The following is a 13,205-nucleotide window of genomic DNA, read 5'->3' as shown; positions in this document are numbered from 1 at the left end:
CGTGCCCTGTCAGTCGGCGAGCAGGCCTTTTTCGCGAAGGATGTCACCCGCCACAGAGAACGCATGGTTGGCGGCGGGAACACCGCAGTAAATGGCGGCCTGCAGAATCACTTCCTTGATATCGTCCGGCGTGAGCCGCGACTCCGGCGGGCCGTCGAGTGCGGCGCGTACATGCATGGCAAATTCTTCGTACGCCTTGAGCGCAATCATGGTCGACAGGACCATCAGGCGGCGCGTCTTGTCGCCGAACGCCGGCCGGCCCCAGACTTCATTCCACGCATAACGCGTGATCAGGTCCTGGAACTCGCCGTTGAAGGCATTGCTTTTGGCGATGGAACGGTCCACCCAGGCATCACCGAGCACGCGCCTGCGGTTGATCATTCCCTTGTCATGGTCGTTCATGTTTTACCTTTTTGCGGTCTTGGTGCGATGGCTGTCAGTGTGCGTTTGCCCCACCAGTGCTTCAACAGCGTCGGCTTGGGCATGCGCGAGTGTTGACGCATGCCGCACCAGCGCCGGGTTAAACCACTCGTCGGCGGCATCAGCGGGCAGCACGGAACGCAGCGCCTCCAGGTTGGCACTCATGCGCTGGGTGTCCACCTGCAGGCCCGGCAGGGCCTGGGCCATGGCGCGGACGGATCCGTGCGCCGACATCAGAAGCCCCGGCCATTCGGCCAATTCGGCCTGCCAGTTCCCCAGGGCGCGCTCATGCTCCTGCGCCATGGCCGCCAACAGGGCGGCCACGCGCTGCGGCGCGCGCTGCGCTGCAGCCAGTCCCACCATGCAGGCGACCGGATTGCGCTTGTGCGGCATGGCGGATGAACCGCCGCGGCCCGGCTCGGTCGGCTCCGCCAGTTCGCCCACTTCGTACTGGCCCATCAGCGAGATATCTTTGGCGATCTTCCCGAGGCTGCCTACCAGCAGGCCCAGCTCGCAGCCCAGCGCCACCCACTCATCGCGCTGGGTGTGCCAGGCAAATGCAGCGGGCTTGAGCTTCAGGTCGGCCGCCATATGCGCCATGATTTGCGGGCCCTTGCCGTTCATCTGCGCCAGTGTTCCCACGGCCCCGCCCAGCTGCACGGCCAGCGCATTGTGGCGGGCCACCTGCAGGCGCTGCAGGCTGCGCGCCAGCGGCGCGGCCCAACCCGCGCATTTGAAACCAAAGCTGGTGACCGATGCCGGCTGCATCAGCGTGCGGGCCAGCACAGGGGCTGCGGCATGGCGGCGGGCCAGCACCAGCAACGCCGCCACTGCCTTGCGGATGTCGGCCTCAATCAGGTCCAACGCATTGCGGGTCACCAGCGCCAGCGCGGTGTCGATCACGTCCTGGGAGGTCGAGCCGAAATGGACAAAACCGGCAGCCTCCTTGTTGAAGAGTCCTACGGTTTCCTTGAGGGCTTTGACCAGTGGAATGGCGATGCTGCCGGCGCGCCCGCTTTCGCGAACGATCTTGGCCACATCAAACAGCTCGACCTTGCAGGTGCCGGCGATGGAACGGGCCGCCGCCTCGGGAATCAGACCGGCCTCGGCCTGCGCCTGTGCCAGCGAAGCCTCAAAGCGCAACATGGCATCCAGGAAGTTACGCTCGCTGAAGGCCTCCAGAATTTCCGGCGTGGACAAAAAACCTTCAAAAATACTGCTCATGCCGTGAACTCTCAAAAAACAATGGCTGATGTTTTTCCACCGGGCCGCGCCAAGGGGAAATGCGCCCCATACGCGGAAGAATGGGGCAGCGCACCGCAGGCACGAAGTGACGAGCGTGGGAGCTTCATTTTCTCAAGCGGATCTGGTTAGGCAGCGGCACGGAACGACGCAGCACATCCTCCCCCAGCCACAGTGCAGAGCGCCATGCGCGCTGGGCTACTGTGGGCAAAGGCATTTGCTGGTAGTCGTCGTTGAACACTTCAAAGCTGTAATCGCCACGGTAGCCCAGGCCATGCAGCTTGGTGACCAGTGTGGCCAGCGCTTCGCTGTGCACACCCTCACCTGGAAACACGCGGAAATGCCGGGCGGTGGCAATACGTTCCTCGACCGACTTGATTTCCGTCCACATGAAGTCGGCCAGCTGCACCAGAAAAATTTTGTCCGGATCCAGTATGTCCAGCTCATCCAGCGAGGTCTTTGTCGCAAACATATGAAAGGAGTCAAAGCCCAAACCCAGGTTGGGCATGTCGGCTTCACAAATAATGTCCCAGGCCTGCGGGAACTCATTGACGGTGCGGCCCCACGACAAGGCTTCGTAGGCGATCTTGATATTCATCGGAATCGCCAGCATGGCCAGCTTGCGCAAGTCCCTGACCAGCGCCTGGGTTTCACCCGTGGCGTGCACCGAGGTTGACGAACAGATCAGCAGCAGGCGGCAGCCCAGCGCATGGCACATTTCCAGCATCGATTTGGCGATGTCCATCTTGTAGTCGTGCAGGTGCCCGGACAGCCCCTCAAAATCACGCAACACCTGGAACCCGGTGACGCGCAAACCGCTTGCACGCACCGCAGCGACGGCGGCTTCCATGCCGTCTGGGTGGCCTACCAGGTCTTTGGCCGCGAGCATGATCTGCGTAAAGCCAGCCTCGCGCACGGCTTTGAGCTTGGCTTCCAGCGGACCTGCCAGCGAGATGGTGTCCATCCCGAAATCGTCGATGTTGCCGCTGTAGTGGCTCATGCCTGGCGCCTGTTTAGCGTACGTCATGGACCAGCTCAAAACTCACGCTGCCCATCCAGCTCTTGGTCAGCGCGCCGCGGTCCTCGGTATGGACCCCGGGTGACTCGAGGAATTCCACGCCGCGCTTGCGCAGCTCGGCAACGGTGACCAGCACGTCTGCGCTGCCCAGGCCAATGCGCTGCAGGCTTTCATCCCCTTCCACGTCGAGCACGCTGGCTTCAGGTTCGATCAGCTGAAGGTAAAAGCGCGACGAAGGCGGGCACGGGCTGCGAAGGATGCGTCCCTTGGGCAGGATGCCGAAGCGCTGTTCGTCGGGCAGGTCGGTAAAGCCAAACAGCTCGCGGTAAAACTCGGCCCAGTCTTCAGTACGGTCATTGCCGATGTATTGCACGACACCAAAGAAATGCAGTCCCGCCACCGCCGGCGGATGCTGCTCCACCGTGGGAATGGGGACAAAGTCAACGTCATAGATCGAAAACTTGTCGTAACGGTCTACAAAATAAATGCGGCTCTTTCCCACGCCATGGATGGCCGGGATGTTCAGCTCCATCACCTCGACGCGCGACGGCACGGCCCAGGCGCCCCGCTCCAGCGCACGGTGGTAAGCGTCTGCCGCGTCCCGCACGCGCAAGGCCACAGCGGCAATCACCGGCTTGTCGGTCGGCGCGGCGCCATCCGGCATGGCGGGAATGTGGGCATTGACAATCACGTTCATGCTGCCTTGCCGGTACAGCAATACCTCGCGCGAGCGGTGGCGGGCAACCGGACGGAAACCCATCGTTTCCAGCACCTGTCCCAACGCCTGCGGCTTGGCAGTGGTGTATTCAATGAACTCAATGCCGTCCAGCCCCAGGGGGTTGGCAACTTCGGGAATGGCTTCCCGGTCTGCGGTTGGTGCCTGTGCAAAGGTGCTCATGGTGTGTCTCCGGTGAGAGGTTGCAGCAGATTCAGGAAGTTGCCATGGCGGGCGCCACGGTTGCGCCCGGCACATGGCCGCCGCCGAGGAAAAGGCGTTCGATGTTGGGGTCTGCCAGCAGCTCGGCCGCCGGCTTGTGCAGCACCAGTTGCCCCGACTCAAGCGCGATGGCGTCATCGGAAATTTTCAGCGCACTTTTGACGTTTTGCTCAACCATCAATACCGTGGTGCCCTGCGCCGCCAGCTTCTGCAACAGCTTGAACACGTCCTGCACCACCATGGGTGATAGCCCGATCGAGGGTTCGTCAATCAGGATAACCTTGGGGCGCAGCAGCAAAGCCCGGCCGATTTCAAGTTGCTTCTGTTCACCACCCGAAAGCGCTGACGCCTGGGAATGCAGGCGTTCCTTGACGCGCGGGAAAAACTCCAGCACCTCGGGAATACGCTCGTGTGTGGTTTTCGTACCCAACGTGATGCCGCCCAGCTCCAGGTTCTGCCACACGGTGAGCTGGCCAAACAGGTTGCGCCCCTGGGGCACAAACACGATTCCTTTGGCCAGCAATTCTTTCTGGCTGACGCCCGAAATGTCCTCGCCGTTCAACAGGATGCGGCCCTGGCGCGGTTTGAGCAGGCCAAACAGCGCTTTCAAAACCGTGGACTTGCCCGCACCATTGGGGCCCAACAGCAGCGTGATGGAACCCGTACGCACCTTGAATGACAGGTTGTTCAGGATCATGAAGTCCTTGTAACCCGCCACCACATCGTCAAATTCAATACAGATGTCACTTGTCATATCAATCTCCATGAAGCCTCAGTTGACCTCTTTCCAAGCAACGGCGCGGAACCGGCTCCGCCGGGCCGCAGCGGTTGTCCCCCTGAGGGGGATTCCGGCTACACAAAGTGAGCCGAGACAGGGGGCTCTAATTACCAAGATATGCGTCCAATACCTCTTTATTGGCCCGAATTTCCGCCGGCGTTCCAATGGCCAGCACCTTGCCTTCGACCATCACCATGATGCGGTGGCACAGGCCCATCACAAAATCCATGTTGTGCTCGATCACCACAAACGACGCCTTGCGGCCAAATTTGGGGTTTTGGTTCAGATCCCGGAGCAGCGACGAAATGCCGCCCACCAGGCTGGGATTGACGCCGGCACACGGCTCATCAAGCAGCACCAGATCCGGTTCGGCCATGAAAGCCATGGCGATGTCCACCAGCTTTTGCTGGCCGTAGCTCAAGGTGCCGGCGAGCTTGTCAGCCACATGGCGGATGCGGAACTGGTCGATGAGCGCATCGGCCTTGTCGCCCAGCCCCGAGTCGCCGGGCGCAAACATGCGGCCGAGCAGGCTGCCCTTGTGCTCCTGGGCTGCCACGATCAGGTTGTCGCGCACCGTCATCTTTCCAAACACCTGCAGCGTCTGGAAGGTGCGGCCCACGCCGCGCCGGCTGAGCTCCAGCGGTGACAGGCCGGTAATGGTTTTGCCGTTGAGTTCGATCGTGCCGGCATCGGGGCTGATCTGGCCCAACACGCTGTTGAACATGGTGGTTTTACCCGAGCCATTGGGTCCGATGACACCAAAGATTTCCCCCGGCATGACTTCAAAGGAGACCCCGCCCACAGCCTGAATGGCGCCATAGGCCTTCTTGAGCCCGGCAACTTTTAACAATGCGTTTGTCATGATGCCGCTCCGATCCGGCTGGCTGCAGCCGCACGTGCCTGGGACGCCTCACGCGCTGCGCGCTTGGCACGGATACGGTCAGGAATGCTGAGCAACCCATCGGGCAGCCACACCATCAACAGCACCACCGCAGCGCCGAACATCGGCAAATACCAGTTGGACACCAGCGGCACATCGCGCAGCCATTCCGGCAGCACCACCCCCACCGCGGCGCCCACGATGGGGCCCAGGAAATAGCCCGCACCGCCGACCACCACCATCAGATACATCATGATGGACGCGGCCACGGTGAAGGGCCCCGGCTCAATAAACTGCACCAGCGATGCAAACAGCGCACCGGCGATGCCGGCGTAAGCCGCGCCAATGGCAAAACTCAGCAGCGTGTAATTGCGGATATCCACCCCCAGGCTCTCGGCCCGTATCGGGTTGTCGCGCAAGGCCGTGAAAGCTTTGCCCCAGGGTGAGCGCAGCAACCCCCACAGCAGGCCCGAAAGGATGACCGTCACGGCCAGTACAAAGTAGTAGTAAGGCAGGTTGCCTTCGAGCGAATAACCGAAGAGGGACGGCCGTGCAATGTTGTTGATGCCGAAGGTGCCTCCGGTGAGCCACTCTTCATTGCGCATGACCAGCCAGATGGCGGTGTTAAAACCCAGCGTTGCGAATGCCAGGTAAATGGCTTGCACGCGCAGCGCCGGGAAGCCCAGGATCAGCCCGACGGCAAAACAGATCAGTGCGGCAGCCGGCAAACCAAGCCAGAAGCTGACACCCGCCTTCATCAGGATGGCGACGGTGTAGGCGCCAATACCGAAGAAGGCCGCGTGGCCCAGCGATTTCTGGCCCGCGTAGCCAATGGTCAGGTTCAGTCCCATGGTGGCAATGATAAAAACCAGCCAGTAGGTCAGCAGGTAGATGCCGTAGCTCTTCAGGAACTGCGGCACTGCCAGTACCAGCAAAGCGGCCAGAACCGTCAATACCAGGGCAAATTTGTTGTTGGCGAGCTTCATACCTTGCGCTCCTCTTTTTTACCCAGCAGGCCTTGTGGCTTGAAGAGAATCACCACCATAAAAATAACCAGCGCCACGGCGTCCTTGTAGGCCGGTGAAATATAGGCGGCAGCCAGGTTCTCGCATACCCCTACGATCAGCCCGCCCAGCAAGGCGCCGCGCGAGTTGTTGAAGCCGCCGATGATGGCGGCGAAAAAAGCCTTCGTACCCAGGCCTTCGCCCATGTCGAACTTGGCAAGGTAAGTGGGCGTGACCAGCAGGGCCGCCGCCACCGCCAGCACGGCATTGATGGCGAAGGTGTAGAAAATCATGCGCGGCACATTGATGCCCAGTACCGAAGCACTTTCGGTGTTTTGTGCCACGGCCTGCATGGCACGGCCCGTGACGGTTTTGGCCAGGAAAGCCTGTGTCGCCATCACGATGATCAGGGCCAGCGCAAAAGTGCCGATGTCCTGCAGCGTTATCGTGACGCCGGCGATGTTGAACAACTTGTCGGCAAACAGGCTCGGAAAAGGATGGGCTTCGGCGCTGTAGCCGGCGCGCACGCCATTGCGCAGGGCAATGGAAAGCCCGATGGTCGCCACGACGATGGGCATCATGCCGTACTTGAAGAGCGGATCCACCACCCCCCGCTTGAAGACCCAGCCCAGCAGCAGCACGGCCAGCAGCACCGCCAGCACAAAGCTCACCAGCATGGGTGCGCCCAGCGAAATGAAGGCCAGCATCATGAAGGCCGGCAGCATGACAAATTCACCCTGCGCAAAGTTGATCGTTCCCGAGGCCTGCCACAGCAAGGTAAAGCCCAGGGCTGCCAGCGCATAAATGCTGCCGGTGGCCAGGCCCGAGAAAAAGAGTTGGAGAAAGTCTGTCATGGGAAGGTCCGATGGAGAAAGTCGGTTGCATTCAGCGGAGTTCTCAATGGGAAGGGCTTGCGCCCTGCCCCATGAGCGGCCGGCCCCGCATGGCCGGCCGAGGTTGCAGTTACTCAGTTACTTCTTCGCGGCCGGCTTGGCCGCAGCAGGTGCCAAAGGAAGGGTCTTGCTCACGTCCCGGGTGGCCAGGCCAAGCGGGGGAACCATGTCAATGACTTCCTGCTTGCCGTTTTTGACTTCCACCATGAAGCTCATGCGGTCGAGGTCGCCCTTGTTGTCGAACTCGGTGTACATCAGCGCGCCGGGGTATTTGTCGGTGTTGACCTTCAAGCCCTTCATGGCCGCAGCCACGGCCTTGCGATCCAGCTTGCCGGCTTTTTCGATGGCGGCCTTGAGCACGTAGACACCGGAGTAGCCCTTCATGCCGTTGTGGTCGGAGATGTACTTGTAGTCTTTTTCGAACTTGGCCTTGAAGGCGCGGATGGCGGGCACCGGCGCATCCACCGTCAAGCCTACGTGGGCAATCGCGCCGTTGGCAGCCTCACCGGCCAGCTCAATGACCTTCTGGCCCGTCAGGGTGGTTTCACCGATGATGGGTTTGTTCCAGCCCTGCTTGCGCAGCTCGCGCAGCAAGCGTGCCGACTCTTCTTCGTTCGAATAGGCGAACACGCCGTCTGCATTGCTTTGCTTGGCACGCAGCACCGCGGCGGAGAAGTCGACCTGGCCGGGTTCGGTGGAGATCTCGCTCAGGATTTTGGTCGGCGAATTGGCGAGGGCCTTCCTGATCGAGTCCATGCCACCCTTGCCGAAATCGTTGTTCACATAAATGACGGCAATGCTTTTGAGCTTGGCCTGGTCACTGATGTAGCGTGCCACCTTGGGCATGGCAGTGGCTTGCGTGAAACTGGTGCGAAACACGTAAGGGTTGCCCTGCTCGGTGATGCTGGCTGCCTCGCCCCCGGTGAAGTTGGGCACCTCGGCGCGTCGTGATTCGGCCATGCTGACCATGATGGAGCCGGAGAACACCGGGCCGAAGATGGCAAACGCGTCATCATCGATGGCCTTTTGCGTCAGCCCCTTGGCCACGCCCGCATTGCTTTGCGTATCAGCGGTGGTTGTCTGGATTTTCTTCCCCAGGATGCCGCCGTTGGCATTGATTTCCCTGACGGCCAGCTCAACGCCGTTCTTGAAGTTGGTGCCTGCCGTGGCGCCGCCGCCGGACAGCTCGACAATGTTGGCGATTTTGATGACGTCTTGCGCAAAACCGGCGCTAGCGCTTACTGTGAGCGCGCAAGCAGCTATCAATTTGAGAGCGAATCGTTTTTTCATGGTTGTCTCCTCTGGGGGGTTAAAAAATCAAGGTGATGCGAGTCGTGCTTCCCCGACTCCTGGGATGGGAACACTGTCAGATGGTGTGGTTTGGAAGGGGCGCCTGATTTCACCGGCCATCGTGGCGGGGTACAAATGCCCGCGGATAAAGGTGGCATCGCGGCGAACGGCCTGCGCCGCTGCGGCATGCCCAAAAAAATCCAGGTAGTCCGGCACCTGCTGGATCAGCATCTCAAATCCGGGCTGCGCGGCCAGACCGCGCTCGCGGGCAGCCCGAACCAGCGGCGTCGGCTGGTTCTTCATGAGGATGTCCATGACGGCCGCGTGCGGCGCCATACGGGACACATCGCACGGCAGGGGATCATCGGCCCTGAGCCCCAGCGGTGAGGCATTCACCACCACGTCATGGCCCGACGGGTCGCCGCTGCTCACAGCCGCGATGCTTGCGTTTGACAGCGGCATAGCGGCGGCAATCTGGTCGGCCAGCACCTGCGCCTTGCCGGGCGCCGGGTCATAGAGCGAAATGGCGGCTGGCGCCTGGCTGCCCGCCATTGCGAGTGAAGCGGTAATCGCGGCAGCCGCGCCGCCTGCGCCCAGTATCAACACGCGCTTGCCGGCGTAGGCCACACCGAAATAGTCCAGCGACAGGACAAAACCTTTGCCGTCAAACAAGGCGCCTTCCAGTTCACCGGCTGCGTTACGGCGAATGCCATTCACCGCGCCGGCTACCCGGCCCGCGTCATTGCAATGCGAGAGCAGGCTCATCACTTCGGCCTTGTGCGGAATGGTCAGCAGCATGCCTTTGACGTTCCTGGCCAGGAAAGCGGCCTTCACAAAAGCCTGGATGTCCCCGGCAGCCACATGCACCGGGACAAGGACAGCATCAATACCCAGCGTCTTGAAGATCAGGTTGAACACCTCCGGCGCACGCACCTGCCCGACCGGATCGCCGGGGATCAGATACACATCGGTATTGCCCTGAATGGTGGAAAACATGCTGGATTGCCTGAAACGTTCGATAATCGATTGAAATTGCCAGATTCGGTGTGAACTTTAGTAGCTAGCCCCAGGAACCCCAACAGGTTTATTACTCGATTGATCGTTTATCGATCATTTAAGATCGATGATCGAACGAAACAAGGGTTTGACCTACGCCTACGTTGACACCGTGTTGTGAATACTTCAGCAAATGACCGCGGCCAAACTCCCCATTTCACCCTCTACATTGCAGGGCCCCAGCCCTTCCACGCTGGACAAGCGGGACTGGATTGCCGGGCTGGAAAAAGGCCTGTCCGTCATCGAATGTTTTGACGACGCCAACCCACGCCTGACCGCCAGCCAGGCCGGGGCGCGCTGCGGCATGACACGAACGGCCGCCCGCCGCTATTTGCTGACGCTGGAACACCTGGGGTATGTCGCCGGCGACGGCAAGCTCTTCTGGCTGACACCGCGTGTGCTCAGGCTGGGCCAGTCCTACCTGGAGTCGGCACGCCTGCCGCGCATCGTGCAGCCCTTTTTGCAGCGCGTGACCGCCGGAACGCAGGAGAGCGCGTACGTCAGCGTGATGGACGGCGACGACATCGTCTACATCGCCCGCAACGGCTCCAGCCGCGCCATGAACACCGGCTACGTGCTGGGCTCACGCGTGCAGGCCCAGGTCACGGCTGCAGGCCTTTTAATGCTGTCGATGCGCGACCCCGCCTGGCTGGAAACCTGGCTGGCCAGTCACGAACTCAAGGCCTATACCTCGTACACGATCGCCAGCAAGGACCGCCTGCGGATAGAACTGGCGCGCGTGCGGGCGCAAGGATGGGCAATTTCCGAGCAGCAGCTGGAACTCAATTACCGCGGTATTGCCGTACCGCTGCGGGACCGGCACGGGGAAGTGGCAGGCGCGCTCAGCGTGACCATGCCCATGGGGCATGAGTCGAGTGAGGATGCGGGGGGACGGGTTTTATCGGTGTTGCGGGAGACGGCGCAGGCGATGAGAAACCTGATTTGAGTGCATCTGCCAGGGCGGTTCTTGCTCTGGCGATGCGCGCTTTGCTGAGGGTGGCTGGCCGGGGGTTGCCCGGCATGCAAGTAACTTTCTTTTGCTTACTTTTCTTTTGGCGAAGCAAAAGAAAAGTGAGTAGCCGCCGGGCTACCCCCGGCCAGCAGATCTCAGAAGAAGGCGCATAGCCGGAGCAACATCCGGCCTCAAAGAGGCGCTATCAATTCAATAGCTGCTCGCGCCCACTCCCATTAGTCAAAAGCCTTTTTTTACGAAAAAATCAAACCGCCCCAACACTCCCCGTCACCGGTAAAACAATCCCCGTGACATAACTGGAACAAACAGGAGAAGCCAGAAATACATAAGCAGGTGACAACTCCTCAGGTTGCGCCGGCCGCCTCATGTCGGTCTTCTTGCCGAAGTCCTTGATGACGAGCGGCCCGCACCTGGCGCGGTGTAGGAAAAATCCGCGCCTTCACCCCGGCCATGCCTTGCGGGCCGCTGCAGCGTCGGGCCGAATCTTGCACAATCAAGGCAGCCATCTTTTCCATTGCCGCTTTTGTTGCCGCCCGAGCGGCGTTTGATGCAAACCCGACACTTCCTCCAGCTCATCGCGATGTCCGCCCTCTGGGGCGCATCATTTCCCCTGCTGCGTATCGCCAGCCCCGCCCTGGGGCCGTGGGTGGTAGCGGCCACCCGCTGCGTCCTGGCCTCGATCGTGCTGGGCCTGCTGATGAGCAGGCTGCGCGGCCAATGGCCGCCGCGCGAGGCGTGGCCCCGGCTGGCGCTGCTGAGCATGCTGTCGGTGGTGGTTCCCTTTGTGCTGTACAACTGGGCCGCGCTGGTCATCCCGTCGGGCTATTCGGCGGTGCTCAATGCCACGGTGCCGCTCTTCGGCGTGATGGCCGCCGCGCTGGCAGGTGAGGAAAAACTCACCCGCATCCGCCTGCTCGGCTGCGCGGTCGGCTTTGCCGGCGTCGCGCTGCTGGTGCAACTGGGGCCCGTCGCCGTCACGCCCCGGGTCGTGCTGGCGGCGTTGGCCTGTGTGGCCGCGTCGGCCAGCTACGGCTTCGGTGCCATCCTCATGAAACGCGCCACCATGGCCTATTCGCCGCTGCCCTCGTCAGCGGTGGTGCATGTGGCCGCGGCCCTGATCCTGCTCATACCGGGCGGGATCGCCGCACCCTCGGCTGTCCTGACGCCGGGCGCCGTGGCTGCCGTTACGGTGCTGGGCACGTTTACCTCCGGGTTTATGTACTGGATCAGCATGCGGCTGATGCGCGAGATTCCGGCCAGCGCCACCACGTCGGCGGCCTTCATGATTCCGCTGTTCGGCGTGACCTGGGGCGGGCTGTTTCTGGGGGAGCCGGTGACGATCAGCATGCTGCCCGGTTGCGTGCTGGTGCTGTCGGCCACCGCGCTGATCACGGGCTTTAACCCGTTTCGGGCTGCGCCACCTGAGCCATAAAGCTTAAGGCACGCACCGGCGCGAAGTCGTAAAGAAATCGTGGCGAGCGGCCCGAGGTCGCGTCGAAGACCGGGGCCGTACACACCGTACGGTGAGGACCGCAGATGCGAGATCGGGCCGCGCAGCAGATTTATTTGCGGCTTCGCATGATGTTGGGCGTGGCGACCACCACATCCGCATTCTGCGCACGCTGACGCAGCGCATGCTCCATCACCACCAGGGCCAGCATGGCCTCGGCAATCGGCGTGGCGCGAATGCCGACACAAGGGTCATGCCGGCCCTTCGTCACCACTTCGGAGGGGTTGCCCGCGGTGTCGATCGACTGGCGCGGTGTGATGATCGAGCTCGTCGGCTTGATGGCGATGGACACCTCCAGGTCTTGCCCCGTGCTGATGCCGCCCAGCACACCGCCGGCGTTGTTCGACTGAAAGCCCTCTGGCGACAGACCGTCGCCGTGCGTGGTGCCGCGCTGCGTGACGCTGGCAAAGCCGGCGCCGATTTCAACGCCCTTGACGGCGTTGATGCCCATCATGGCAAAAGCAATGTCGGCGTCCAGCTTGTCAAAGAGCGGATCACCCAGGCCCACCGGCACCCTGGACGCCGTGACACGAATGCGCGCGCCGCAGGAGTCGCCGGCCTTGCGCAGCGCATCCATGTAGTCTTCCAGTTTCGAAACGTCAGCCACCGGCGCGAAGAACGGATTGCCCGGCACGTGTTCCCACGATTCAAACGGAATCGCGATGTCGCCAATCTGCGTCATGCAGCCGCGAAAGGTGGTGCCGTATTTTTCAGCCAGCCACTTCTTGGCCACCGCGCCGGCAGCCACCATGGGGGCCGTCAGGCGGGCGGAGGCACGGCCGCCGCCACGCGGGTCGCGCCGGCCGTATTTGTGCAGGTAGGTGTAGTCGGCATGGCCTGGGCGGAAGGTTTCCAGGATGTTGCCGTAGTCCTTGCTGCGCTGGTCGGTGTTCCTGATCAGGAGGCAGATGGGGGTCCCCGTGGTCTTGCCCTCATACACGCCGGAGAGGATCTCGACAGCATCGGGCTCATTGCGCTGGGTCACATGCCGGCTGGTGCCTGGCCGGCGGCGGTCCAGGTCGCCCTGAATGTCGGCCTCACTCAAGTCCATGCCGGGCGGGCAGCCGTCAATCACGCAGCCAATGGCCGGGCCGTGGGATTCACCGAAGTTGGTGACTGCGAATAGGGTTCCGAAGGTATTTCCGCTCATGGGGGGATTATCCCAGAGGGGGCTGAGGGAGCGCGGACAGCCTGATTCAGGCCC

At 61.8% G+C, this 13,205-nt stretch carries 13 protein-coding genes and 1 pseudogene; 2 read left to right on the top strand and 12 right to left on the bottom strand.

What is annotated here, in order from left to right; translation table 11 throughout:
* Window positions 1-9: 9 nt before the first annotated feature.
* From ACXJKE_RS08315 to ACXJKE_RS08270, 10 genes are all read right to left on the bottom strand, one after another.
* Window positions 10-402 carry a carboxymuconolactone decarboxylase family protein gene (locus ACXJKE_RS08315; protein ID WP_457280117.1) on the bottom strand — a complete coding sequence of 131 codons (393 nt, stop codon included), beginning with the start codon at window positions 400-402 and terminating at the stop codon, window positions 10-12.
* A gap of 3 nt (window positions 403-405) precedes the next feature.
* Window positions 406-1,644 (bottom strand): 3-carboxy-cis,cis-muconate cycloisomerase, encoded by a 1,239-nt coding sequence (gene pcaB / locus ACXJKE_RS08310; RefSeq protein ID WP_457280116.1) that lies wholly within the window; start codon window positions 1,642-1,644, stop codon window positions 406-408.
* 124 nt (window positions 1,645-1,768) lie between these two features.
* Window positions 1,769-2,662, bottom strand: a complete 894-nt coding sequence (locus ACXJKE_RS08305) for a sugar phosphate isomerase/epimerase family protein (protein ID WP_457280960.1) — start codon at window positions 2,660-2,662, stop codon at window positions 1,769-1,771.
* A gap of 13 nt (window positions 2,663-2,675) precedes the next feature.
* Window positions 2,676-3,578 (bottom strand): VOC family protein, encoded by a 903-nt coding sequence (locus ACXJKE_RS08300; protein ID WP_457280115.1) that lies wholly within the window; start codon window positions 3,576-3,578, stop codon window positions 2,676-2,678.
* 31 nt (window positions 3,579-3,609) lie between these two features.
* The gene (locus ACXJKE_RS08295) at window positions 3,610-4,371 is read right to left on the bottom strand and encodes an ABC transporter ATP-binding protein (RefSeq protein ID WP_457280114.1); all 762 of its coding nucleotides are present in this window, start codon (window positions 4,369-4,371) and stop codon (window positions 3,610-3,612) included.
* 127 nt (window positions 4,372-4,498) lie between these two features.
* Window positions 4,499-5,257 (bottom strand): ABC transporter ATP-binding protein, encoded by a 759-nt coding sequence (locus ACXJKE_RS08290; RefSeq protein WP_457280113.1) that lies wholly within the window; start codon window positions 5,255-5,257, stop codon window positions 4,499-4,501.
* Entirely contained in the window at window positions 5,254-6,261 is a 1,008-nt protein-coding gene (locus ACXJKE_RS08285; RefSeq protein ID WP_457280112.1) for a branched-chain amino acid ABC transporter permease, read from the bottom strand. Before ACXJKE_RS08285 ends, ACXJKE_RS08290 begins: the two co-directional genes overlap by 4 nt.
* Entirely contained in the window at window positions 6,258-7,133 is an 876-nt protein-coding gene (locus ACXJKE_RS08280; RefSeq protein ID WP_457280111.1) for a branched-chain amino acid ABC transporter permease, read from the bottom strand. The genes ACXJKE_RS08285 and ACXJKE_RS08280 overlap by 4 nt, the downstream gene beginning before the upstream one ends.
* A gap of 117 nt (window positions 7,134-7,250) precedes the next feature.
* Window positions 7,251-8,462, bottom strand: coding sequence for an ABC transporter substrate-binding protein (locus tag ACXJKE_RS08275; protein ID WP_457280110.1), 1,212 nt, complete (start codon window positions 8,460-8,462; stop codon window positions 7,251-7,253).
* Window positions 8,463-8,489: 27 nt separating this feature from the next.
* Window positions 8,490-9,458: a shikimate dehydrogenase family protein gene (locus ACXJKE_RS08270; RefSeq protein ID WP_457280109.1), complete on the bottom strand. Its 969-nt coding sequence runs from the start codon at window positions 9,456-9,458 to the stop codon at window positions 8,490-8,492.
* 193 nt (window positions 9,459-9,651) lie between these two features.
* On the opposite strand from ACXJKE_RS08270, the gene ACXJKE_RS08265 reads away from it, so the two are divergent.
* Window positions 9,652-10,464, top strand: a complete 813-nt coding sequence (locus ACXJKE_RS08265) for an IclR family transcriptional regulator domain-containing protein (protein WP_457280108.1) — start codon at window positions 9,652-9,654, stop codon at window positions 10,462-10,464.
* Between the two features lie 271 nt (window positions 10,465-10,735).
* On the opposite strand, the pseudogene ACXJKE_RS08260 reads toward ACXJKE_RS08265, so the two are convergent.
* Window positions 10,736-10,894 (bottom strand): annotated as a pseudogene (locus ACXJKE_RS08260) (short-chain dehydrogenase); the annotation flags it as partial.
* A gap of 144 nt (window positions 10,895-11,038) precedes the next feature.
* Here ACXJKE_RS08260 and ACXJKE_RS08255 point away from each other — a divergent pair.
* On the top strand, window positions 11,039-11,923 hold the full coding sequence (locus ACXJKE_RS08255; RefSeq protein ID WP_457280107.1) for a DMT family transporter: 885 nt from the start codon (window positions 11,039-11,041) through the stop codon (window positions 11,921-11,923).
* Window positions 11,924-12,053: 130 nt separating this feature from the next.
* Here ACXJKE_RS08255 and aroC read toward each other — a convergent pair whose 3' ends face one another.
* Window positions 12,054-13,151, bottom strand: a complete 1,098-nt coding sequence (aroC, locus tag ACXJKE_RS08250; RefSeq protein ID WP_457280106.1) for a chorismate synthase — start codon at window positions 13,149-13,151, stop codon at window positions 12,054-12,056.
* Window positions 13,152-13,205 lie beyond the last annotated feature (54 nt).

The sequence above is a fragment of the Polaromonas sp. P5_D5 genome (assembly GCF_054049435.1).
This window is presented reverse-complemented; position numbering and strand designations above follow the sequence as displayed.